Here is a 23,690-nt window from a genome sequence, read left to right on the forward strand (position 1 = left end):
TTGTATTGTTTTGTTTACTTTGTTTTCTGGATTATGGGTCTAAAACAAAAGGTATATCTTTCATTGGGCAGTAACTTGGGAAACCGCTACCAAACACTGCAAAAAGCTATTTTCAGCATTCAAAAAAAGTGTGGAGAAGTTCTGGCGGTATCTTCGGTTTACGAAAACCCTGCAGTTGGTTTTAAAGGAGCTGATTTTTTGAATGCCTGTATTTGTATTGAAACCGAGTTACCCCCTTTGGATTTATTGCACACCCTTCTTCAGGTTGAACAGGATTTTGGCAGGGAACGTTCAAGCGCACAAGGTTATAGATCCAGAACGTTGGATATTGATATTATTTTTTATGGTAATGAGGTAATCAACACCAATGACTTGGTCATCCCCCACCCTAACATGGATAGCAGGAATTTTGTTCTAAAACCTTTGGCCGATATTGCACCGCAATACTATCACCCTGTCATCAACAAAGACATTCGAAATTTATTGCAGCAGTCCAAGGATCGAGGTGTTTTGAAAAAAACAAAACATAAACTCTTCAAAAATAGACAAGAACTGTTCTCACAACTACAGTTTATCTCTGTTGAAGGTAATATAGGTGCAGGAAAAACTACGCTGTCCAAAATGATTGCGGAAGATTTTAATGCGAAATTGGTGTTGGAGCGATTTGCTGACAACCCCTTTTTGCCCAAATTCTATGAAGACCAGGGCAGATATGCCTTTCCTTTGGAAATGTCATTTTTAGCGGACCGTTACCAGCAATTTACCGATGACACTTCACAGTTTGATCTTTTTAAAAGTTTTATGGTCAGCGATTATGATATTTTTAAATCTTTGATTTTCGCAAAAATCACCTTACAACAGGAGGAGTTCAATTTGTACCGAAAGGTTTTCAACTTTATGTACAAAGAAGTCAAAAAGCCTGAAATTTACCTTTATCTCTATCAGGACACAGATAGGCTCCTTTCAAATATCAAACAACGGGGAAGAGATTATGAACAAAATATCTCCGCCTCGTATTTGGAAAAAATTAATAGGGGTTATCTCGATTTCATCAAAGGGCATCCCAATCAAAATAGTATGGTCTTAGACCTTAGTAATCTGGACTTTGTACACAACAAACAGGACTATGAGGCTATTTTGGAGCAGCTTGGAGAGAAAATTCTTTCTTTACCTTTTTAAGAGAATTTTTGGAAAATGTTTGCATATAACGAATGGTTTTATTTTATTAGACCTCTCGAAATGAGAAACTAACTAACTCAAACTATATGATTAGCCCTGATTTTTCAGGGCTTTTTTGTTTTTTGAGCATTCATTTTTGACCAAATATCCCAAACCACAACCCCACAACTTACCGAAATATTCAAGGAATGCTTGGTTCCAAATTGTGGAATCTCTAAAACTATATCACTTGCAGAAACCACTTCTTGGGAAACCCCTTTCACCTCATTACCAAAAACAAAGGCCAACGTCTTATTTTCTTCCACCTGAAAATTGTTCAGCATTACCGCCTGTTCTGCCTGTTCCACGGCAATTGTCATAACACCATCACTCCTTAACCGATCAACAAGTTCCAATGTATTTTCACAATATTCCCAATCCACACTTTCTGTTGCCCCCAAGGCGGTTTTTCTGATATCCTTATGAGGCGGAGTAGCTGTGATACCACACAAATAAACCTTTTGAACCAAAAATGCATCGGCTGTTCTAAAAACGGAGCCGATGTTGTTCAAGCTTCTGATATTGTCAAGAATGAGGATGATAGGTGTTTTCTCCGCTTGCTTAAATTCGGCCACATCCAATCGCTTTAATTCGCTATTTTCCAGTTTACGCTTCATATTTTTCAACCATTACCCGTAAAATATCAACAAAAATTTTGGGTGTATTGGGAAAACGGTACATTCGTTCTTACCCTTTTCGCAAAAATAACGGAATAATATCGCTTTGGCAGCTACATCTAAAACAAAGAAAGTTACCCCATTGATGCAACAATACAACACCATCAAGACTAAACATCCTGATGCATTGTTGTTGTTTAGGGTTGGGGACTTTTACGAAACTTTTGGCGAGGACGCTATAAAGGCCTCCAAGATTTTGGGCATTATCCTTACCCATAGAAACAATGGGGGAGATAAGACCGAATTGGCCGGGTTTCCACACCATTCTTTGAACACTTATTTGCCAAAACTGGTAAAAGCAGGTCAGCGTGTAGCTATTTGTGATCAATTGGAGGACCCCAAACAAACCAAGAGCATTGTAAAACGTGGCGTGACGGAATTGGTTACTCCCGGAGTTGCCCTTAATGACGATATTCTTTCTGCCAAAAGCAATAACTTCTTATGCGCCATACACTTTGGCAGGAACAAAATCGGTGTCTCCTTTTTGGATATTTCAACCGGAGAATTTTTAACCTCTGAAGGTTCCGCTGAACAGGTGGACAAATTGCTCCAAAATTTTGCCCCTAACGAAGTTTTGGTGTCCAAAAACCATAAAAAGGAGTTTTTAGAAGTCTTTGGAACACAATTCCATAGCTTTTTTATGGAGGATTGGATCTTTCAGGAAGATTATGCCAACGAAAGTCTCACCAATCATTTTAAGACAAAAACATTACAGGGTTTTGGCATCGACCATTTGAGCCATGGCATTGTTTCCTCTGGTGCTGTGCTACATTATTTGTCGGAGACCCAACATAGACGATTGCAGCACATCAACAAAATCCAAAGAATAGCGGAAGAGGAATATGTTTGGATGGATCGCTTTACCATTCGCAATCTGGAGCTGTACCATTCTACCAACCTCAATGCGGTTACACTTCTGGATATCATCGACAAGACCATCTCTCCCATGGGAGGGCGGCTTTTAAAACGATGGTTGGCACTGCCGTTGAAAAATATTGAAAAGATACAGCAACGCCATCAAGTGGTTTCCTATCTCGGTGAAGAAGAAGAGGTGCTTGAAAAAGTGCAGCATTGGATCAAACAGATGGGTGATTTGGAACGCCTTATCTCCAAACTGGCAACTGGCAAAATCAACCCCAAAGAGGTCATTCAGCTAAAAAATTCGCTCGAAGCTATAGTTCCCGTAAAACAATTGGCTTTGGAAAGCACCAATACCTCTCTACAAAACATGGGGGAACAATTGGATGCCTGCGAAAACCTTCGTACCAAGATCAAAGAAGTCTTGGACGAGGAAGCTCCCATTTCCATTGTAAAAGGAAATACGATTGCCAAAGGGTATTCAGAAGAGCTTGATGAACTGCGAAATCTTGCCTTTTCCAGCAAGGATTACCTCGATAAAATGTTGGAGCGGGAAACCAAAGAAACTGGGATCACTTCACTAAAAATAGCTTCCAACAACGTATTTGGGTATTACATTGAAGTACGCAACACGCATAAGGACAAGGTGCCAGAAGCTTGGATTCGCAAGCAGACTCTTGTAAACGCGGAGCGATACATTACAGAGGAACTCAAAGAATATGAAGCTAAAATTTTAGGGGCAGAGGAGCGTATCTACCAATTGGAGCAACAATTGTTTGAACAGCTTTTGGTCTGGATGCAGGAATATATTCCAACCGTTCAAAAAAATGCCCATCTGATTGCCCAACTGGATTGCCTGTGTGGATTTGCACAATTGGCCAGGGAAAACAACTATGTACTTCCCAATGTTAATGAATCTACCCAACTTGAAATTAAGGACGGAAGGCATCCGGTCATAGAAAAACAACTACCTCTTGGTGAAAGTTATATCACCAATGATGTGACCTTAAATTGTGACGACCAACAGATCATCATGATCACCGGACCCAATATGAGTGGTAAATCGGCTATTTTACGACAGACGGCACTTATAGTGCTGCTGGCTCAAATGGGAAGTTTTGTGCCAGCAGCATCTGCCCAAATTGGTGTGGTGGACAAAATCTTCACCCGGGTTGGAGCCAGTGACAACATTTCAATGGGCGAATCTACCTTTATGGTGGAAATGAACGAGACGGCCTCCATTTTGAACAACCTCTCTGATCGGAGCTTGGTACTCTTGGATGAAATAGGACGGGGAACCAGTACATACGATGGCATCTCCATTGCCTGGGCCATTTCAGAGTATTTACATGAGCACCCGGCAAAGGCAAAGACCCTTTTTGCTACCCATTACCACGAACTTAATGAAATGACCAACACTTTTTCCCGAATCAAAAATTATAATGTTTCGGTAAAAGAGCTAAAGGACAATGTGCTTTTCCTTCGGAAATTGGTACCGGGCGGTAGCGAGCATAGTTTTGGTATCCATGTGGCCAAAATGGCCGGAATGCCCCAACAAGTGATTCAAAAAGCGAACAAAATCCTTAAAAAGCTGGAAAAATCCCATTCCAGTGAAGAAATGACCGATAAATTACAGGCTACCCAAAACGAAATGCAATTGAGTTTCTTCAACTTGGACGACCCGCTTTTGGAAGAAATCAAAGAGGAAATCCTACATTTGGACATTGATACCCTCACTCCTGTGGAAGCATTGATGAAGCTCAATGAAATTAAACGTTTGTTGGGCAAAAAGAAAAAGGCTTCCTCCTAAAATATTTCTTTTTATTTTATAGAAATGTATTAAATTTGCATCCGCATCAGGTAAAACTGGTGTTTGGAATGTTCTTTAAAATGCGAAAATAGCTCAGTTGGTAGAGCATCACCTTGCCAAGGTGGAGGTCGCGGGTTCGAATCCCGTTTTTCGCTCAAAACGCTGCTTGCAGCGTTTTTTTGTTTAAGTCCTGCTCGAGTGGTGGAATTGGTAGACACGCCGGACTTAAAATCCTGTGGGCATTTGCCCGTGCGGGTTCAAGTCCCGCCTCGAGTACATAAAAACCCTGTAAACATAATGTTTATGGGGTTTTTTACTTTTAAGCAAAATACCTTGGATTCGAATATCCCTTGGCCTCACTCATGGCAAACTGACTAACTAACCTGGAATTGCCAAAGCTGATACCTTGCCAAAAAATAGTAACTTACCCTTAACTGACGGTTATACGAGACCGTTGTATGACATAAAAAAATAGTACAATGAAAATTCAAAGAATATTTATTTTCTTCGCCATTGTTTTGGTGTCGATTCAACTATCTGCGCAAGAAACTATACGTGATAATGGGTTGCAAGCTTTATCAAAACATAATGATGCCCCTAAAGCTACTGACCATTGGGGTAAGTTAGTTGGCAATTGGGATATTATTTTTGAAAGTATTGACTCCGAAGGTAATGTCCAACAAAGTTTTGATGGGGAGTGGAATTGGTTCTACATTCTAAATGGGTTTGCAATTCAAGATGTATTTATCCTACCACCACGCAAGAAAGCAGAAGATCCAAAAACGATATTTTATGGTGTGGGTATTCGAATTTATAATGAAGAAGTTAACAAGTGGGAATCCGTTTGGGTAGACACCTCGAATAAAAAACTTGAGTTTAGAGAAGCATCATCCGATGACAATGAAATTATACTTTATCAGACCAATAATGAGGGGGAGAAAATAAGAATAACGTATTTTGATATGGAAGAGAAAAGCTTTGAGTGGAAACAAGAAGTTTTTAGTGTAGACAAGAACAGCTGGATCGCTACTCAACTAATTCATGCCAAAAAGCATGGAAAATGACATTAGTTACAAACTAAATACGCCTTACAACAATCTCAGGACAGGTTTCCGAAAATCCTCTCGGATTTTCAGTTTGGTGTATCCTTGTAAAGTTAACTGCCAACCTACATAACTACTCATGGCCGAGACCGTTGGCAACAAGCAAAGAAAATGAACGCAGAAATTTTAAATACTCAAATAGAACTTGAAAACGACAGGGTTAAACTCATCCCATTTGGCAGCTATAGAAATCAAGAACTTAAAGAAATAATCTTTGATGATGTAATATGGAAATATATGGGAATGTGCATACGAACCGAATTAGACTTTGAAAGTTACTTAACCAGCACCTTGAATGCTCAAAAAAATGGAATTTGCTATCCTTTTCTGATTATTGACAAATCATCGGGACGAATAGCAGGAAGTAGTAGATATGGATATTTGAATATTGCCAGTGAAAAATGTGAAATTGGTTGGACATGGTATGGAAAAGATTTTCAAGGTACAGGATTGAATAAAGCTTGCAAATACGAGTTGTTAAAATTCGGATTTGAAAGCGTTGGGTTTCGAAGAATACAATTTAGTGCCGATCAAGAAAATATTCGTTCACAAAAAGCAATTGAAAAACTTGGCGCAACAAAAGAAGGTGTTTTTAGAAACAATTATATCGATTCAGAAGGAAAGAGCAGAAATGATGTTTATTACAGCATAATTAAGGAGGATTGGAATTATTTAAAAAAAGAACGATTTAAAGAATTCAAGAAAAGTCCGGTTGTTAACAATGGCCATAAATAATGACTTGTTCCCACCCACTACTGGAAATCATCTCTGATTTTCAGTGAGGCGTGTACTTGCAAAGTTAAATACTAACTCACACAACTACTCATAATCGAGACGGTTGGAGCAAATTTAACCGAAGCGGATTTTTTATTACAAATGTAGAAGTGATGCCAAAAAAACAATTAAAACTATTCTATCCAGCAATTTTCATTGTTGGAATCATAGGATTCGGTTTTCAATCGTGTAAAACAAAACCAAATACGAATAAACCAAACATTGTTCTAATTGTTACAGATGACCAAGGTTGGGGCGATTTGGGAGTTAACGGAAATTCTAAAATAGAAACACCAAACCTTGATAAACTTGCAAATGAAGGTGCTCAATTTAATCGTTTTTATGTGAGTCCAGTCTGCTCTCCAACAAGAGCAGAAATGCTTACCGGACGATATCATCCAAGAGGAGGTATTTATGCTACGTCACAAGGAGGTGAACGATTGGATCTTGATGAAAGAACCATAGCTGAAACCTTTAAATCAGCGAATTACAATACTGCGGCATTTGGTAAATGGCACAATGGTTCCCAACCTCCATATCATCCAAACAACAGGGGTTTTGAAGAGTTTTATGGTTTTTGTTCCGGACACTGGGGCAACTATTTCAGCCCTATGTTGGAACGAAATGGTGAAGTAGTAAAAGGCAATGGGTTTATCATTGATGACCTGACCAAAAATGCCATGGAATATATTGAGGACAAAAGCGATGACCCTTTTTTCGTTTACCTAGCCTACAATACTCCCCATAGTCCAATGCAAGTCCCTGATAAATGGTGGGATAAATACAAAGATGTGTCTCCTAAACCACATCGATATGATTCGAAAGAAAAGACAGATAAAACACGTGCCGCTCTTGCGCTCTGCGAAAACATAGATTGGAATGTAGGCAGATTGGTGGATAAATTGGATAGTTTAAAATTGCTAGAAAACACAATTATCATTTATATGTCCGACAACGGACCAAACGGCTGGAGGTGGAACAATGGATTAAAAGGAATTAAAGGTCATACAGATGAAGGTGGTGTGCGCTCTCCATTTATTATGTATTGGAAGGACAAATTAAAACCCAAAAAAATAGATAAGATTGCCGGTGCAATAGACATTTTGCCCACGTTAACCGATTTGGCGGAAATATCCATTTCTGGAGACAAACCGTTGGATGGTTTGAGCTTAAAACCATTGTTGTTAGATCAGGAGTTTTTGTGGGAAGATCGATATATTTTCAGTCATTGGAATGGAAATGTCAGCTTGAGAAATCAACAATACATGTTGGATAAGGACAATCAATTATATGATCTAATCAAAGATCCTGGTCAACATACCCCTATTGAGAAACCTTCTGATTCTTTACTTTCTGAATTGATCAACACAAAAAGTGAATGGACAAACTCCGTTTTGCCAGAACTAAACCGAAATAGAAAAGAAGTTTTTCCCGTAGGTTTTGGAGGTAGTAACATTACCCAACTTCCTGCCCGGGACGGAATACCCCATGGTACCATTAAAAGATCAAATAGATGGCCAAACTCTTCATATTTTACGAATTGGACAAGTGAATCCGACAGTATTTCGTGGAATTGTAATATCCTTACAAGGGGCAAGTACAAAGCAACAATATATTACACGTGTACTGAATCTGCTGTTGGTGCTGTCCTATCATTGCATCAGGGTAAAAACAAAGTGCTGACAACTATTTCTGAACCGCATGACCCTCCTTTTGAGGGCGTTGAATTTGACCGCTTCCCAAGGGAAGAATCATTTGAAAAAAATTTTAAGGCCTTAGAAATGGGCGTATTGAATTTAGATGAAGGTCATCATTCCCTTTCATTGAAATCTTCAGGCCTAAATGGCCCTCAATTCATAGATTTCAGATTACTTGTTCTAGAATCCATGAACTAGTTTTACCCCATTAGAATCAATTGGACTCTATGTTATTATGTGCATTAATAATTAAAAGTAACAATGGCTGATTTCTTGGAGAATCATGACCGAAACTGTTGAAAAAAACTCAGCTTGTCATTCAAGGTAGACCACTACACGACATTCCTTTCAGAATCTGCATTTTCACAACAAAATCCAGTTGCAATAGTGGTCTGTGAAACGTATTTTTATATAAACCAAGCCACATGATAAAAATTGGAATTATTGGGGTGGGAAGAATGGGGAAAATCCACCTTGAGAATCTTTCCAGGAAAATTAACGGGGTAGACTTGATCGCAGCGGTCAACCCAGGGATGGAAGGTCAAAAATTCGCGCTAGATCATGGGGTAAAAGATGTTTCGGGCGACGTTGATACCATAATTGAAAACCCAGAAATTGATGCCGTACTCATCAGTTCGCCCAGTGACACCCATTCCGAATATGCGGTGAAGGCCGCCCAAGCTGGAAAAGCAGTGTTCTGCGAAAAGCCCATTGACAAATCCCTAAAAAAAGCCAGCGAAACCATACGCACCATTGCTGATTTGGATGTTCCGCTTATGATCGGTTTCAATCAACGGTTCGATGCCAATTTTTCCAGGGTTAAAACCGAAATTTCCAATGGTAAAATTGGAAGCCTTCGCAATTTGCATATCATTAGCAGAGACCCTCAGCCCCCTCCTATTTCTTACATCAAAAAGTCGGGAGGTCTGTTCAAGGATATGACCATTCATGATTTTGATATGGCAAGATTTATCATGGGGTGTGAAGTGGTTGAAGTTTTTACCTATGGCAATTGCCTGGTTGACCCTGCCATCGGAGAAGCTGGAGATATTGACAGTGCTACGGTTTTGTTGAAATTTGAAAATGGCGCTATAGCCACCATTGAAAATAGCCGTGAGTCCAAATATGGGTATGATCAACGTTTGGAAGTTTTTGGGTCTAAAGGCTTCATCAAAGTGGACAATCCTTTGAAGAGTAATTTGCAAATAGCCACAGAGAACGGCACCCAATTGGACCACCATTTAAACTTTTTTATGGACCGTTACGAATCCTCCTATCTTGAAGAAATAAAGGTCTTTGTTGATGCACTTCAACATAACAAACCCATGCCCGTTTCTGGTGAGGATGGCCTCAAGGCCATGATACTGGCAGAGGCCGCCAATAAATCTTTAAAAGAAAACCAACCTATAAAAGTTGACAGCATAAAAATCAATTGATCAATGAATTCAATCCACAAAATTTTAGGTCTGTTCGTAACTGTTATGATTTTGACCTCTTGCGGTGAAAAGAAAAAGACCGAACCTCAACAAAAGACCTTCCAAACCGTTGGCAAGATAGAACGATTGGATAAGACCTTGGACGAGGTCATTTCGCCCGATGCAGTCATCGAGGTGCTTTCAACAGGACATGCCTGGTCCGAAGGGCCTATTTGGCTCAAGGATGAACAAAAGCTGGTCTATACCGATGTTGGGCATCAAAAACTATATCAGTGGACGGAAAAGGACAGTGTAACCCTATACCTTGACATGAAGGATCCTGATCCGAATAGACCTGGGCCTAGTGCATTATTAATGGACCAGCATGATTCATTGGTCATTTTGCGGTACGGACATGGTGAAGCTGTGCGAATGAAAAGTCCAATTGATAAGCCGACCAATGATTTTAATGTATTTGTGGACCATTATAACGGCATTCGATTTAACAATACCAATGATGCCACCTTCCATTCCAATGGAAATATGATCATGTCCGACCCGCCTCCGGTTGAAGAAAGTGGTTTAAAGGCTGCAGTTTACAGCATAACCCCAAAAGGAGAAATCGAGGTTGTTACCGACACCCTTTCCAGTCCCAATGGTATTGCGTTTTCACCCGATGAGAAAACCGTTTATATTGCCAACGCCGATTGGCAAAATGCCATTTGGATAGCTGCTGATGTAGACGAAAATGGAGTTATTTCCAACGGCAGAAAGTTTTTTGACGCAACAGGTAATGCCCCCAAAGAAAAGGGTCATCCTGATGGATTGAAAGTCAACAAGCATGGTATTATTTTCGCCACCGGCCCTGGTGGAGTTTATATTTTGAATCCCGAAGGAAAGCATTTGGGTACCATTTTGAATGATGAGTTCAATACCAACTGTGTTCTAGATGATAAAGAAGAAGTCCTGTACATCACCTCAGGTCCTAAATTGATGCGTGTGAAGTTAAAGCCTTAAGGCTTTTCTTCAAAGACTATCTTCAAATCTGGATATTCCTCTCGAAGCTGGGCCACGGTCATGCTATCTACTTTGGATTCTGAGAGGTAAAGCCTTTTCAAATTGGGGAGTTTGGGAACAAGCCCAACCAACCCATCAGAAACACCAGTTTTATAAAGATTGATGGATTCCAAGTTTTGCAATTGGGACAAATGCACCAACCCATCATCAGAAATTGTGTTGGTACTCAGGTTCAACTTTATCAAGTTTTCCAATTGCCCTATTTGTTCCAGATGGGCATTTTTAATTCCGGAATTGCTCAAGTTCAGCCAAATAACCTGGTCTTTTAATCCAAATAGCGTTTTCAAAGCCTGATCGTTCAATTCTTGTTCACTCAAACTAAAGTTTGCTTCCAAAAAGTGATTGTCCATCATCAATGGATTCAAGATAAAACCATAGTTCAACAAGGAATCAACAACTGCTTTGCTGGGCACCTCAACTTGCTGGCTCAACAGATTGTTCTTGTCCAGACCTAGGTATTTTTCGACCAAGTCCCGTATTTTTTCATCAGGCTCCATTTCCACAAAATAGCCCGTGGGAGGAACATTCTTCCCAATCCACCACCCCATAATGGCCACCTCATCCTCGGACAAGGGTGGCTTGCCCTCGGTAGGCATAAAATCATCATGTGTTTCGGGGAGCGTAATGCGTCTGTACAAATCACTTGCATTAAGGTCTCCCGGGACCACAACTTCACCGTTCTCTCCTCCCAAAGCTAGGTTAGCATAAGAGGTTAGATTCAAATCACCTTTCTTTTTGTCATCATTATGGCAACTCAAACAACGCCTGTCCAAAATGGGTGAAATCAAATCCAAATACACATCCGCAGAATCCAATACCGTTACTTTTTCCCTAGGAATAGCTTTGTCTGGCATCCCGGCCAAATTCCGAACAACGTTTGGAGCGTATTCCAACAAATAGGTAGATCCATGGGTTAGGTTTCCACCCAAATGACCAGTATAAAAAATGGTAAATACAACCAGGGATATTAAAATAGGCCTTCCATAAAAAGGAAGTCTCCATTGTTTTTTGGAAACGAAATAACAAACAAGAGAAAAAAGGAACACTGCAATGCCCAGCCATTTATGCCAGAACAGTGTACTCTCATTATAATCTCCAGAAAGGGAAAGAAAGTAGCCAAAAAGCACGGCAAATAAGGCGCTTATGCTTCCCAATGCCCATAAATAGTGGGTGTAATTTTTTAGTGGCCGAAATTTTGGCTTTTTGACAACCAGTTCTACCAAGGCCGCCAATAACAGAAACCCAATGGGCAAATGAACGACCAATGGATGTATTCTGCCCAAAAAAATCAGAAAGTCCGAAGGATTTTCAGCTACACCACTATTCAACAAAACATCAAACAAATTCATTCTTTATTTAAGCGGTGCTCCTTTTAATGGTTTACTATTGGTGGTCAATATTTGAAAATGATGCGCCCTATGGTCATTATAGGTCCATACAATATTCTTGTTTTTGTCCACTTCAAACATCTTGATTCCCTTTTGTGCACCATAACTTGCAATTACGGTATTGCCATTGGGTAGACGCTGTGCTCCACAGGGATCAACCAATGGGTCCCCTTCAAAAATGGAATTATCTATCTGCCAAATAATTTCTCCCTTAGGATCCAATTCCACAACCCTGTTCCCATGGGTAAGCGTGACCAAGGTATTGCCATTTTTCATCCGAATCGCTGTAAACGGCCATGTCTCCGCTTTGCGTCCCCCAAATGCTTCAAAATCGGTACTAAAAGTGTTTACAATGGTTCCATCGGGTTGATATTCCTTAACTGCGAAGGCCAATAAGTGTGGAACTAGATAGTTTCCATTTTTCAACTTTCTGGCCATACGGGTCTGCATATGCACATTGTCCGTTTCAGGTTGAAGTGGAACACTTTTCACCACCTCACCCTTTTTATTGATTTCAACAATCCTTGGTTGGGTACCAGATTCGGTAATCATGGTATTGCCATTGGAAAGTCGAACTGCGGTACCCAACTCCATATCATCTTCCGACCTTTTATACTTAAGTATAACTTCCTTTTTTTTGTTGTACTCCCGTACTTCGTCAGCCCAGCAAATCAAGATGTTTCCATTTTTGAGCACGTAGCCATCTCGGGCACTCGGTTTCTTGGAATCCCAAACTACCTCACCCGCTTCGCCAATAATTCCGGTGAATTGTGGCCCAGCAATAAAAAATGAATGGTGAATGCTTGAAGAGGGTTGTTGCCCAGCTAAAAAAAGGGGCATGAGTAAAAAGGAGATTAATCCAACCTTAAAAGTTGATTTCATTTTCATTTGATTTCTTTTTATGCTAAAACATCTTTGATTACATGCCCGTGGACATCTGTTAACCTCATGTCCCTGCCTCCAAAACGGAAGGTAAGACGTTCGTGATCTATCCCCATCAAATGCATAATGGTGGCATGAAGGTCATGCACGGTGACTTCGTTTTCAATGACCCGATAACCGTATTCGTCTGTTCTTCCAAAAATGGTTCCTCCCTTGATTCCTGCACCTGCCATCCACATGCTAAATGCGGATGGATTATGATCTCGTCCATCCGTTCCTTGGGCAAAGGGAGTTCTTCCAAACTCACCCGTCCAAACCACCAGAGTTTCCTCAAGCATTCCACGGGATTTTAAATCCTTGATCAATCCTGCGATAGGTTGGTCAACGGCGTGGGCATTTTTTTCATGACCGTCTTTTAAATCTCCATGTTGATCCCAGCGATCTGCACTTACTTTTGGGCATGTCAATTCAATAAACCTGACACCTCTTTCCACCAATCTACGCGCCAATAAGCATTGGGCCGCGTATCCTCTAGTATGTGGGTCATCGGAGTCAAAACCATATAATTTCTTTGTCGCTTCGGTTTCTTCCTTGAATTCGGTTAATTCAGGAATGGAAGACTGCATCTTATAGGCCAATTCATAGTTAGAAATAGCAGATTCTATGGCATCTGCTTCTCCAAGTGCTTCCAACTGTTTATCATCCAACTGTTTGATGAAATCCAACTTTCGTTCTTGAAGGTTTGGAATATTTTCCTTTGGAATAATATTGGCCACAGGTTGCGGACCAGCCCTTAGTATCGATGCTTGATACGAAGCTGGTAAAAATCCATTTTTAAAATTGTCCAATCCTCCTGGTGGAATCAATCCACCATCCAAAACCACATAACCGGGAATGTTCTTGTTCTCGCTCCCCAAGCCATAGGTCATCCATGATCCCATGCTTGGCCTTCCTTGCAATCCGCTTCCGGTGTGCAAAAAGTAATTGGCATTGGTGTGTTCTGGAAATTGGGAGGTCATCGACCTTATCAAAGCAATATCATCCACGCAAGTGGCTATATGTGGAAAGAGGTCACTGACAGGCATGCCACAATCTCCATATTGTTTAAAATCCCAAGGGCTTTTCAGAATCTTTCCTACATTATCGAACTGTGTGGCATCTACCTTGAATTTTTTCCTGGGGTCTTGTCCGTTCTCTTTGGCCAATCTTGGTTTGGGGTCAAAGGAATCCACTTGTGAAACACCACCATCCATATACAGGAAAATGACATTTTTGGCTTTTGGTAGATGGTGAGGCCCCAAAAGTAAACTGGAACTCGAATCCAGCGCCGTTTTGGAACGACTGCAGGAAAAGGTTGTAGCTCCAAACAGGCTCATAAAAGCAAGAGACCCGAATCCACCTTTGCATATGGTCAACATTTCACGCCGTGAAAGCGGTCTTTGCATAAAATTGTGGTACTTGCTCATTAGATCAGGTATATAAATTCTTTTAGATTAAAAATGCTGTGGCAATACTCCTTCCACATTTCCAAATCCCTGTTTTCATCAGCTCCATCCATATCTTTCATTTCTTCAATGGCGGCCATAAATTGTGAGGCATTGTCAATTTCTTTTTCAGTGGGCTTTCTTGAAAACATTTGCATATAGATCCATTCAATCCTTTGATCAAAGGATAAATTCTTTTGTGCCAATAGTTTTCCGGCCATAATCTCTGATTGCTGAATCACAAAAGGGTCGTTCATCAAGATTAGTGACTGGGCAGGCACATTAGTCACGTCACGTCTACCAAAGGTGGTAAATGGAATTGGACGGTCAAAAGTGGTCATCATAGGCTCCAAAAAGTTTCGTCTTACCTCTTGATAGATACTTCTTCGACCAGCTCCATCCAACGGCCCAGATTCTTCTGGCATTCCCCTACCTCTCATGAATTGAGTTAAATACGTTGGAATTGGAGGACCGTAAAATGTTGAGTCCAAACTTTGAGAGGCGGCAAGAATTCCATCACGAATGGCTTCTGATTCCAATCGTCTTATAGGAAATGAGGCTAAATATGTATTGTTTGGGTCTTTATCAGAGGGGTCAAAATCATTTGAGGTGCTTCTTTTAAAGGTTTCCGAAGTAACGATGTACTTGATCATATTTTTAATTGACCAGCCTTCGTCTTGAAACTTGATGGCTAAGTGATCCAACAGTTGGGGATGTGAAGGTAGTTTTCCCTGAAGCCCAAAATTATCCACGGTCTCAACAATTCCTTTTCCAAAAAGATGGTGCCAAATACGGTTGACCATCACCCTAGAGGTAAGTGGGTTGTCTCCATGAAGCATAGCTTCGGCCAATTCCAATCGTCCACTTCCCATGGACTGAAAAGGAATATCTCCTTGAGGAAGTGCTGACAAAAACCTTCTTGGAATATTCTCTTCTGAAGGTTCTTGATACCTCCCTCTAATAAAAACCGGGCTATCAGTAGCTGATCCATCTGACACCCCATAGATAATCGAACCGTCTTTTAAGGGCTTGGACAACTTCTTACTGCTGTCAATTGCAGTTACCAATTCTGGAAATTGAAGTTTTAACCTTCCATTTTTGATATGGGCATTGATTGCCTTGATTCCATCCAAGGAAAAATCTTTAGAGGGTTTCTCCTTGTTTGAAGCCTCTACCTCCCTAGGCCATTCCGAATCATAGGAAATCGCGTATTGAGCCTCAATAAAAGCCTTTGGGGACAACTTGAAATTATGTTGATCATAGTTTCCGGGGAGAATTTCAATGTAAGCCTTATGTCCTTTCCATGGCTCAACATTGAATTTATAATTATTCCATTTGGCGCTACTCACTGAATGGGTAAGTCCGCCATAAATGGGCCATTGTATCAACTGAAAGTTGTCAACTATAATTCGAATAGTACTTTGTTCTCCTCTAGCCCGGATACCTATAAAATTGGAATCCAAAATGAAATCAGGTGATCGCAACGTTCCCATTGCACCAGGCTCAAAAAACTTGCTTGAAGCCTTTCCTTCTTCCAATGACAACAACTTTCCTGAGGGGGTTTGAAAAATAGGATTTCCCAGAGTTGTTCTATCACCAAAGGCCAATCCAGTCGTTTCCCATCCATCAAAATCCGCATTTCTAAAATCGCCAATCATTTTATAGCCATCAACAGCATCCAAATTTGATTCTGTATTAGATGCCGTTTGGAAGGATAATTCTTCCGTGATTTTTTCAGTAACGGTGGTTTTCACATAGCTATGGATGTCCAGTATTTCTTTAGCCGTAAGCTCTTTTGAAACAGATTGGTCTGCATCCAATGGTGTAAATCGGGTGCTTTCCATAACACCGTACATGGCATAATAATCCGCGGCGGTTATTGGGTCAAATTTGTGGTCATGGCATTTTGCACAGGAAACCGTAAGCCCCTGAAAGGTCTTTGTGGTCACATCAATCATATTATCTATGCGATTGGCCTCATCTTGTTTAATATCGACAGGACTATGGGTACCCTCGCCCATGGCATAAAATGCCGTTGCGATCTGAGATTCTAAAATTCCGGTTTCGGAATCGTATCTTTTTTCCTCCAGAAGGTCTCCTGCTAAGTGCTCTTTCAACAACTGATCATAGGGGAGATCATTATTAAACGCCCTGATGAGATAGTCTCTGTATTTCCAAGCTCCGGTAATGGCATAATCAAATTCATGCCCTTTGGTTTCCGCATACCTTACCAAATCCATCCAATGTCTGGCCCATCTTTCACCATAGGCTGGAGAATTTAGATAGTAATCCACCATTTTTTCATAGGCATCTTCAGATGTATCAGAAATATATGCCTCAACGTCTTTTGGAGCTGGCGGAAGTCCCGTCAGTAAATAAGCTACTCTTCTAATTAGTGTATTCTTATTTGCCAATGGTGCTTTAACAAGCTCTTTTTGTTCCAATTGTCGGTTTATAAGCAAATCAATGTCCGCATTCTTATCTTCTTCATTTACGCTGGGTTTAATGAACGACCAATGCGGTTTCCATTCCGCACCTTGTTTAATCCATTTTTCCAAAAGGTCTTTTTCCCTTTGGGTAAGTTTGCTATTGGTTTCGGGTGGAGGCATGATCTTATCTTCATGCTCATGGTTTATCCGAAACATCAATTGACTTTTATTTGGTTTTCCTGGCACCACGGCAAAGCCTCCTTCTTTTAGTTCGGCAGTTGCTCCCTCATAGGTATCCAATCTTAGTTCAGCTTTACGACTACTTGGATCCGGACCATGACATAAATAACAGTTTTGAACTAGTATGGGACGAATATGAAAATTAAAATCAACGGTTTTGGGTAGTGGTTCATAGTTGGAATCAGAATTGCCACAGGAAAACAGGGCGGTGATCGCAACATATAGCGCCCCTATTCTTCCAATATTTCTGATACCATCCATGAATTTGTACATCCTAGTCAAGTTATAAAATTCTTTTGATCGGAAATTTTCTTTGTTCACACAAAATGCTCACGTGTGCTGAGTGCCTCAAAAAAACTATGCCGATCCCCTATATATAATTTTCGGTTCAATTACCTTCTTTTCAAAACTCAAGGAATTACTTTGAATCTGTGTCAACAATAACTCAAAAGAACCAGCTACCATTGAGGGAATGGATTGCTGCACAGTTGTTAATTCTGGTTCACATGCCACACCCATTGGATCATTATCAAACCCAATTACCGCCACATCTTCAGGCACCCGAACTCCCTTTTTTTTCAAATATTTGATAACTCCTATCCCTATTTCATCCCTTACCGCCAATATTCCATCCGGTTTTTCCTCCAAATTCATTAATCTTTCGGCGTGAGCAAATCCATCCTTCATAAAAAATCCTCCTTCAACCACCATTTCCTCAAGGCAAGGCAGATTATGGTCTTCCAATGCTTTCTTGTATCCGGCAAGGCGATCCCTAAATATTTGGTGTTTATAATGCGTAGAAATATATGCGATACGGTTTTTTCCCGATTTAATCATCGCCGTTACCGCATTATATGCTCCCTGAAAATTGTTGACTAACACTTGGGAAGCCTCAGTCTGCTCCGGTGCCCTATCAAAGAACACATATGGAATATTCTCATCTTTCAAAACATCAAAATGACTATCATGTATGGTGTCTTTGGTCACAGAGGCAACAACACCTGTTACCCTATAACCAATCAAAGAATCAACAATCTCCTTTTCTACCCCAGGCTTTTCACCAGACTGAAATATCATAACAGAATAACCAGCCTCTTGAGCGGTTTCCATGAAGTCAGAGACAAACTTTGCAAAAAAGTACGGTCGTAAATCTGGCACTACAACTGCCAATACATTACTTCGTTTATTTCGAAAGTTTTGTGCTAAACGATTGGGCTTATACCCTAACTCATTGGCTTTCTGTTTTATAAGCGTTTTTGTTTCTTCTTTCACCGAGCCGGTATCCCTTAGGGCACGGGAAACTGTTACATGATGAATGCCTAGTTCACGAGCCACATCCTTTATGGTAACAGTGCTTTTCATTTGATGTTTAATTCATACAAATATAAAATGCTCACGTGAGCTTAACAAGAATTATTTAAAATTTTGTTGTTAAAATGTAGCGTTGGCTACCAAAATCCTACAAAGGACTTTTACTCCACACGAAAAACCGTAATCACTCCTGCATGATCGGAAGGAAACATTATAGGATGGTAATCTATAACCTTGGACTCTATGGCACTTAGGGCTTTACCTTGATAATAGATATAATCAATCCTATCCCTTAATCCATATTTGGTTGAAGAGGTCGCTGCGCGTGGTGTCCATGTAAATCCGGGGTCAAGTAATGGATTTATATGTAATTCGCGGTAACTATCAATGAATCCCGATTTCACCATCAACTTACTCACCGGCCATTCTACAACAGAATTGTAATGGATTGCTTTGGTTTCTTCATTCCAGTCCAGATGCGAACCTCCATTGAAATCGCCGGCCATAACCACAGGAATATTGGCAGTATTTTTCAAGTACGGTTTTATCTCTTTAAGGATTTCCTTTATTTCAGCATATCGCGTCTCCCCTTCATCTGCTATCAATTCTTCAGGAGTTTTGCTTCCTTCTATAAGGCTTTTGCCATAATCTGGCAGGTAATGCAGCCAGGCATCAAAAAAAATGAGTTCTTTTTCCTTTCCCAATTTTAACTTGGCGCCGCCAAAATTAAAGGGTTTAAATGCCGTAATGGTCTCCGAAATTGGATAACGGCTCATTATGGATAAATTGGAACTGATCAAATAAAAATAGTACCCCAAAGAATCCGCAATAATCTCACCGGAACCATAGGTTTCTATCAGTCCTATCACATCCGCATTGCTCGATTTGATTGTTTCGATCACACGTTGCACTCCAACCGTTTCCCCATACCTATGTCCGCCATGCCAAATATTCCATGAAAGCACTTTTAAATGTTGAGGTTGAAAGTCCTCATTCTTCCCATCTGCAATAGGATAAAATTGGGTATATAGTTTCTTAACTTCTTGTGCCGTTATTGCCCTATCCCATATTTTTACCTCATCCAAAAAACCATTGAATGCGTTCCACTGACCGTTGGAGCCATATTCCCATTTTTCATCGGACCCTCCAATAACGGTAGCCAAATCTGCGTCAAAATCTTCAATGCCCGGGGTATTATAAATGGCAGTATTTTTCCCATCAAAATACATCCACACCTCTTGTTTTTCACGATTGACGGTAAAAACAACTTGGTGCCATTCCCCATCATTCACGCTTTGTCTTTTAGCCGTTGGTCTATACTCGTACTGGCTTTTTCCATCATTTAGTACAAGCGCCCAAGCACCATTTTCCCGAGTATAAATCTGCCATCCTTTTGTTGTTGGATCATTTGCCTTTTTATTACCTATTATCGGTGTTCCCATTAAGGCATTGGGTAGGGTTTTAACCCATATTTGAACAGAAAACGATGTTTTTTCCGTATTCTGAATCACCTTTTCCTCCTTCAGTTTTACAGGTCTTCTTAACACCGCATTCGCCGAAAGATCTAACGCTCTTCCAGATAATCCTTTTGCATATTGGGATTGTAATAAGTCCACCATATACACTGCATCCTCTTTGGAAATGAGTGAATCTTTAAATCCATGTGAGTCAAAATCCAAATGGAAAATTGGATTCTGTGCTTTTAAGGTACCCAACCCCCATACCAAGGCCATGGCAACAACTAATGTTTTTGATAGGTTCATTCAGTTTGGTTTTAATACTATTTACATGCAAATAAGATGTCCAAAGTACTGATATTCTTTTTTAGAATATTGGTTTTTAGTTCAAAAAAATCACTGATAACATAGTTTCAACAAAACCTATTTGTCTCATAAAAACTCCTTTTCAAGTTTTATGCTTTTCTTAACAATAAAAAAATAGGGTGATTGAAAGTGTTCCTGTTGTGCTAGAAACAAAAAACATTGTACACAACATCAAACATCATGAAAATCATTCAAATTTTAAAGGTTTCACTGTTCATTCTCGCACTTTCTTTGGGCACAAGTTTCTTATCCTGTTCCAAAGATGATGGTCCTTCAGATTCAGAGACAGCCATTGCGTCTGGCAATGATCCCAATTTTAAAATAGTTGCCAACACAGATTCTGGATTCAGAAATTTCAACAGAAAAGTTGTTGTTTTTGATATTCCCATTTATGCGGTCAAAGCTGTGGAAGACAATAAACTGTTGCACGCAGCCAATCTAATGGCGCAATATCTGGACAATGACGAAGACGGCACTGTTGATAATGTTACCATCCACAACTCCATGAAAACCAACAAGGCATTTCTATTTATGTGGAAAACGGAGGCAGATAGGGACAATTTTAATCCGCCAAGTGGATTTTCCGTGGGTCAGGATTTGGGAGCTGATGAAACCGTACCCAAATGGCATACCAATGGCCATACAGGCACTTTTGATGCTGCTATTGAAGAAGTATGGCATATTATAACCAACGGAGGGCATGAAAGAGCCTATCCAAATATATTTAGTTCACAATCTGGTTCTGAGATCAGTAAAGCCATGGATGTAGCCAGGGGCGGAAATTTTCAGAATCCACCCGCATCGTACCCAACAAATGCTTGGTACACTTATGACGACACTACCTGTGACTACAATTGTCAAGTTGGGGAATATCTGTATTGGGTGATGAGCTCCATGCTAGGCGCCCAGGAAAACAGATTGACCGAGATTGATAATGAATGGAAACTCAATACCCGGGCCAAGGTCGAATCAGGTGATACCAAAGCCTGGGCCATATTTACCAATCCTATTTACAAAATGCCTACTGTGCTACCAGATGGCACCTATAAAAGATAAACATTGTGTTTGTTTTTGTTTAAAAGTGTTGCGGGCTGTCATGTTTTTTTGGGTTAGAAGGCAGCCCGTCAACCACAAAAAAAGTAATCATCAAAACATAAAATCATGATAAAAAATATCCTGTTCTTCTTTTTGGCATTTGGTCTTTTGACTTCTTGTGAAAAAGATGATTCCATTGCTGATTCTTCCAAAAGACAATTTGGGATATTCAAAGTGCTGGACGACGACACCATAGAAATGAATGGCACCATTGGAAGTTCCTCGCTTAAGGATTTCAATAGGCTCTATGCCAAACACCCTACAGTGAAGACGATCAATATTAAAAACTGTGATGGTTCTTCGGACGATACGGTGAATTTACTTTTGTCCAAACGTGTTCATGATTTAAGCCTGAACATCCATATTTTGGACAATGGCACCATAGCTTCGGGCGGTGTTGATTTTTTTCTGGCCGGAAAAAAAAGGACTCGTGGCAAGAACACTAAAATTGGGGTCCACTCATGGTCCGATGGCACCAATGAAGCCACCAATTTTCCTGTAGGCCATACCAACCATTTACCCTATATCAACTACTATAAATCCATAGGGTTTACCCAAAAGCAAGCAGAGGATTTCTATTATTTCACCATTAACGCAGCATCCGCGGCAAATATTCATTGGATGACCAATGAGGAGATAGCAAAGTATGGTATAATCAAAGAATAATCATTAACATTCAATACAAATGGAACGAAAAAAATTCATTCAAAAACTAGGAATTGGGGTAGTGACCCCAATATTGACCACTTCTTTCATGTCCTGTGATAAGGGTGATGACATAGAAAATATGAACCCAAACACATGCGCTCCATCCCCATCGGAGACTGCGGGTCCTTTTCCTATAAAAAGCCCAACGGAAAGGGTACGTGAAAATATTATTGGAAACCGTGCGGGGATACCCTTGGTAATCAATTTCACCATACAAAACACTAATAACAACTGTAATCCACTTGAGGGTGTTTTTGTTGATATTTGGCAGTGCGATGCCAAAGGCAATTATTCAGAGTACAGTGATCAACTGGATGGGAATTTCACCAATGAGCACTTTTTAAGAGGACGACAAACAACAGATGCCAAAGGTGAAGTCACCTTTACAAGTATATATCCGGGTTGGTATCCAGGGCGGGCACCTCATCTTCATCTTGAAATAAAAAGGGGAAATACCTCATTATTGGTCACCCAAGTCGCATTTCCAGAAAATGTTTCCAAAATAGTGTATGCCACATCCAATTATAAGGGTGATTTTGACACTGCCAATACCAATGATGGTGAATTTAGGGATTCCCTATCCCAAAATTTGGCAGATGCTGTTACCGGAGATACCACCAACGGGTATACCTTAAAAAAAGTAATTAAAGTAGCAGGCTAAAAGTGTGATAATTATTGTGGCCTGAGTTCCAAAATATCCTCCAAAAAACGATTTGTTTGGTTTTGAACGGATTTTAAATCTTTGGAGGTTATGTAACTTGTCATTACATGATCTCCAACATTGGGAAAGGCCACTTTTCTTTTAAACGAAGAGTCTGTGCCCAGTTCATCATACATTTTTAGCATAGCCGGAACGGATACCACATTGTCCTGAATGGAATCATTCTTATAGAAGTAGCCCAAAAACAAAGGTTGGGTTACTTCCTGAAAAGTCTCTGAATTCATGGTATTATCCACCAAGGCTTGCAAATGGGTCAATGCCTCTACCCTATATTTACTTGTCCAGTATTTCTTTTCTTCCTCCGTTGATTCAGAAATATGGTAATCCCCATTTTTTACAGCTTTGGCCAATTGTACGCCCCATGGGCCTGTCAATAGTTTTGCGTTTTTGTCGTAAATCTCAATATTTGGGGAATACAATAGGATTCCTGCAATATCCTTATCACCCTTTGCTAAGTGCAACGCCAAAGTACCCCCGGTAGAGGTTGCCATAATAATCACTTTATTGCCCATTTGCTTGGCTACCGATATAGCCTCTTTGGCAGAATCAAGCAGTTCATTTGCCGTTAGGCTTAGCATGGCTTCTTTTTCACTAAGCCCATGTCCAGCCAATCTGGGAAGATAAAGATTGCAACCATAACGTTTAGCGGTTTCCCTATGCAATGGATTCCCCTCCATCCTACTGGCGGACCAACCGTGCAAATAGACAATGCTGTACGCTGTTTTCGTCGGGATGCTATCGAACCAAATAATTTTGGCCTCATTATCTGCTTTAATGTTTGAAATAGCATTTTCTCGGCTATTGATCTCTTTCTCCAACTGGGCCAAATCTGTACTCATCTTCGGAAGTGTGGTATCTAGATTTGGTTTTTCAACTTTTGGTCCTAGAAAATAGACCAACACAAGAATGGCGATCAACAGGAATACGCCCTTTAAGACATTAAAAAGTACCTTCATTGGGATGTTTTATGAGAATTTGCC

At 40.3% G+C, this 23,690-nt stretch carries 18 protein-coding genes and 2 tRNA genes; 12 read left to right on the top strand and 8 right to left on the bottom strand.

Translation table 11 applies throughout. From position 1 onward, the window contains the following. The first annotated feature begins 33 nt into the window (after positions 1-33). On the top strand, positions 34-1,179 hold the full coding sequence (gene folK, locus ACOQO1_RS10030; RefSeq protein WP_420602742.1) for a 2-amino-4-hydroxy-6-hydroxymethyldihydropteridine diphosphokinase: 1,146 nt from the start codon (positions 34-36) through the stop codon (positions 1,177-1,179). Between the two features lie 104 nt (positions 1,180-1,283). Here the strand turns inward: folK and ACOQO1_RS10035 are convergent, their stop codons facing one another. Continuing rightward, positions 1,284-1,835, bottom strand: coding sequence for an RNA methyltransferase (locus tag ACOQO1_RS10035; RefSeq protein ID WP_420602743.1), 552 nt, complete (start codon positions 1,833-1,835; stop codon positions 1,284-1,286). Positions 1,836-1,980: 145 nt separating this feature from the next. Here ACOQO1_RS10035 and mutS point away from each other — a divergent pair, with 145 nt between their 5' ends. The 8 genes from mutS (at position 1,981) to ACOQO1_RS10075 (ending at position 10,569) form a co-directional block, all read left to right on the top strand. Continuing rightward, the gene (gene mutS, locus ACOQO1_RS10040; protein WP_420604326.1) at positions 1,981-4,563 is read left to right on the top strand and encodes a DNA mismatch repair protein MutS; all 2,583 of its coding nucleotides are present in this window, start codon (positions 1,981-1,983) and stop codon (positions 4,561-4,563) included. Between the two features lie 82 nt (positions 4,564-4,645). Further along, a tRNA-Gly gene (locus tag ACOQO1_RS10045) sits at positions 4,646-4,718 on the top strand. 37 nt (positions 4,719-4,755) lie between these two features. After that, a tRNA-Leu gene (locus tag ACOQO1_RS10050) sits at positions 4,756-4,839 on the top strand. Positions 4,840-5,042: 203 nt separating this feature from the next. Further along, complete coding sequence (locus ACOQO1_RS10055) at positions 5,043-5,627, top strand: hypothetical protein (protein ID WP_420602744.1); 585 nt, start codon at positions 5,043-5,045, stop codon at positions 5,625-5,627. Positions 5,628-5,777: 150 nt separating this feature from the next. Beyond that, complete coding sequence (locus ACOQO1_RS10060) at positions 5,778-6,401, top strand: GNAT family N-acetyltransferase (protein WP_420602745.1); 624 nt, start codon at positions 5,778-5,780, stop codon at positions 6,399-6,401. A gap of 152 nt (positions 6,402-6,553) precedes the next feature. Further along, on the top strand, positions 6,554-8,335 hold the full coding sequence (locus ACOQO1_RS10065) for an arylsulfatase (protein ID WP_420602746.1): 1,782 nt from the start codon (positions 6,554-6,556) through the stop codon (positions 8,333-8,335). A 227-nt stretch (positions 8,336-8,562) separates the two neighbouring features. Further along, positions 8,563-9,573 (top strand): inositol 2-dehydrogenase, encoded by a 1,011-nt coding sequence (gene iolG / locus ACOQO1_RS10070; protein ID WP_420602747.1) that lies wholly within the window; start codon positions 8,563-8,565, stop codon positions 9,571-9,573. Between the two features lie 3 nt (positions 9,574-9,576). After that, positions 9,577-10,569, top strand: coding sequence for an SMP-30/gluconolactonase/LRE family protein (locus ACOQO1_RS10075; protein WP_420602748.1), 993 nt, complete (start codon positions 9,577-9,579; stop codon positions 10,567-10,569). On the opposite strand, the gene ACOQO1_RS10080 is transcribed toward ACOQO1_RS10075, so the two are convergent. The 6 genes from ACOQO1_RS10080 to ACOQO1_RS10105 form a co-directional block, all read right to left on the bottom strand. After that, positions 10,566-11,978, bottom strand: coding sequence for a c-type cytochrome domain-containing protein (locus ACOQO1_RS10080; protein ID WP_420602749.1), 1,413 nt, complete (start codon positions 11,976-11,978; stop codon positions 10,566-10,568). The two genes, ACOQO1_RS10075 and ACOQO1_RS10080, sit on opposite strands and share 4 nt — an antisense overlap. A 3-nt stretch (positions 11,979-11,981) precedes the next feature. Next, positions 11,982-12,899 carry a hypothetical protein gene (locus tag ACOQO1_RS10085; protein ID WP_420602750.1) on the bottom strand — a complete coding sequence of 306 codons (918 nt, stop codon included), beginning with the start codon at positions 12,897-12,899 and terminating at the stop codon, positions 11,982-11,984. Positions 12,900-12,916: 17 nt separating this feature from the next. Then, on the bottom strand, positions 12,917-14,365 hold the full coding sequence (locus ACOQO1_RS10090; RefSeq protein WP_420602751.1) for a DUF1501 domain-containing protein: 1,449 nt from the start codon (positions 14,363-14,365) through the stop codon (positions 12,917-12,919). Continuing rightward, positions 14,365-17,313 (bottom strand): PSD1 and planctomycete cytochrome C domain-containing protein, encoded by a 2,949-nt coding sequence (locus ACOQO1_RS10095; RefSeq protein ID WP_420602752.1) that lies wholly within the window; start codon positions 17,311-17,313, stop codon positions 14,365-14,367. The genes ACOQO1_RS10090 and ACOQO1_RS10095 overlap by 1 nt, the downstream gene beginning before the upstream one ends. Positions 17,314-17,409: 96 nt before the next feature. Continuing rightward, entirely contained in the window at positions 17,410-18,414 is a 1,005-nt protein-coding gene (locus tag ACOQO1_RS10100; RefSeq protein ID WP_420602753.1) for a LacI family DNA-binding transcriptional regulator, read from the bottom strand. 110 nt (positions 18,415-18,524) lie between these two features. Continuing rightward, complete coding sequence (locus ACOQO1_RS10105; protein WP_420602754.1) at positions 18,525-20,126, bottom strand: LamG-like jellyroll fold domain-containing protein; 1,602 nt, start codon at positions 20,124-20,126, stop codon at positions 18,525-18,527. A 240-nt stretch (positions 20,127-20,366) separates the two neighbouring features. Here ACOQO1_RS10105 and ACOQO1_RS10110 point away from each other — a divergent pair, with 240 nt between their 5' ends. The 3 genes from ACOQO1_RS10110 (at position 20,367) to ACOQO1_RS10120 (ending at position 22,650) form a co-directional block, all read left to right on the top strand. Continuing rightward, positions 20,367-21,242 (top strand): hypothetical protein, encoded by an 876-nt coding sequence (locus tag ACOQO1_RS10110; RefSeq protein ID WP_420602755.1) that lies wholly within the window; start codon positions 20,367-20,369, stop codon positions 21,240-21,242. A 105-nt stretch (positions 21,243-21,347) separates the two neighbouring features. Then, a complete protein-coding gene (locus ACOQO1_RS10115; RefSeq protein WP_420602756.1) occupies positions 21,348-21,947 on the top strand; it encodes a hypothetical protein in 600 nt (199 codons plus the stop codon). A gap of 19 nt (positions 21,948-21,966) precedes the next feature. Then, positions 21,967-22,650, top strand: coding sequence for an intradiol ring-cleavage dioxygenase (locus ACOQO1_RS10120; protein ID WP_420602757.1), 684 nt, complete (start codon positions 21,967-21,969; stop codon positions 22,648-22,650). 11 nt (positions 22,651-22,661) lie between these two features. Here ACOQO1_RS10120 and ACOQO1_RS10125 read toward each other — a convergent pair whose 3' ends face one another. Beyond that, positions 22,662-23,666, bottom strand: a complete 1,005-nt coding sequence (locus ACOQO1_RS10125; protein ID WP_420602758.1) for an alpha/beta hydrolase — start codon at positions 23,664-23,666, stop codon at positions 22,662-22,664. Positions 23,667-23,690 lie beyond the last annotated feature (24 nt).

This window comes from Flagellimonas sp. (genome assembly GCF_965222555.1).
GTDB lineage: Bacteria > Bacteroidota > Bacteroidia > Flavobacteriales > Flavobacteriaceae > Flagellimonas.

Bases quoted from the DNA above. Each gene is read 5' to 3' on its own strand.
- folK (WP_420602742.1), top strand. From the start codon at position 34: ATGGGTCTAAAACAAAAGGTATATCTTTCATTGGGCAGTAACTTGGGA.
- ACOQO1_RS10035 (WP_420602743.1), bottom strand. From the start codon at position 1,835: ATGAAGCGTAAACTGGAAAATAGCGAATTAAAGCGATTGGATGTGGCC.
- mutS (WP_420604326.1), top strand. From the start codon at position 1,981: ATGCAACAATACAACACCATCAAGACTAAACATCCTGATGCATTGTTG.
- ACOQO1_RS10055 (WP_420602744.1), top strand. From the start codon at position 5,043: ATGAAAATTCAAAGAATATTTATTTTCTTCGCCATTGTTTTGGTGTCG.
- ACOQO1_RS10060 (WP_420602745.1), top strand. From the start codon at position 5,778: ATGAACGCAGAAATTTTAAATACTCAAATAGAACTTGAAAACGACAGG.
- ACOQO1_RS10065 (WP_420602746.1), top strand. From the start codon at position 6,554: ATGCCAAAAAAACAATTAAAACTATTCTATCCAGCAATTTTCATTGTT.
- iolG (WP_420602747.1), top strand. From the start codon at position 8,563: ATGATAAAAATTGGAATTATTGGGGTGGGAAGAATGGGGAAAATCCAC.
- ACOQO1_RS10075 (WP_420602748.1), top strand. From the start codon at position 9,577: ATGAATTCAATCCACAAAATTTTAGGTCTGTTCGTAACTGTTATGATT.
- ACOQO1_RS10080 (WP_420602749.1), bottom strand. From the start codon at position 11,978: ATGAATTTGTTTGATGTTTTGTTGAATAGTGGTGTAGCTGAAAATCCT.
- ACOQO1_RS10085 (WP_420602750.1), bottom strand. From the start codon at position 12,899: ATGAAATCAACTTTTAAGGTTGGATTAATCTCCTTTTTACTCATGCCC.
- ACOQO1_RS10090 (WP_420602751.1), bottom strand. From the start codon at position 14,365: ATGAGCAAGTACCACAATTTTATGCAAAGACCGCTTTCACGGCGTGAA.
- ACOQO1_RS10095 (WP_420602752.1), bottom strand. From the start codon at position 17,313: ATGGATGGTATCAGAAATATTGGAAGAATAGGGGCGCTATATGTTGCG.
- ACOQO1_RS10100 (WP_420602753.1), bottom strand. From the start codon at position 18,414: ATGAAAAGCACTGTTACCATAAAGGATGTGGCTCGTGAACTAGGCATT.
- ACOQO1_RS10105 (WP_420602754.1), bottom strand. From the start codon at position 20,126: ATGAACCTATCAAAAACATTAGTTGTTGCCATGGCCTTGGTATGGGGG.
- ACOQO1_RS10110 (WP_420602755.1), top strand. From the start codon at position 20,367: ATGAAAATCATTCAAATTTTAAAGGTTTCACTGTTCATTCTCGCACTT.
- ACOQO1_RS10115 (WP_420602756.1), top strand. From the start codon at position 21,348: ATGATAAAAAATATCCTGTTCTTCTTTTTGGCATTTGGTCTTTTGACT.
- ACOQO1_RS10120 (WP_420602757.1), top strand. From the start codon at position 21,967: ATGGAACGAAAAAAATTCATTCAAAAACTAGGAATTGGGGTAGTGACC.
- ACOQO1_RS10125 (WP_420602758.1), bottom strand. From the start codon at position 23,666: ATGAAGGTACTTTTTAATGTCTTAAAGGGCGTATTCCTGTTGATCGCC.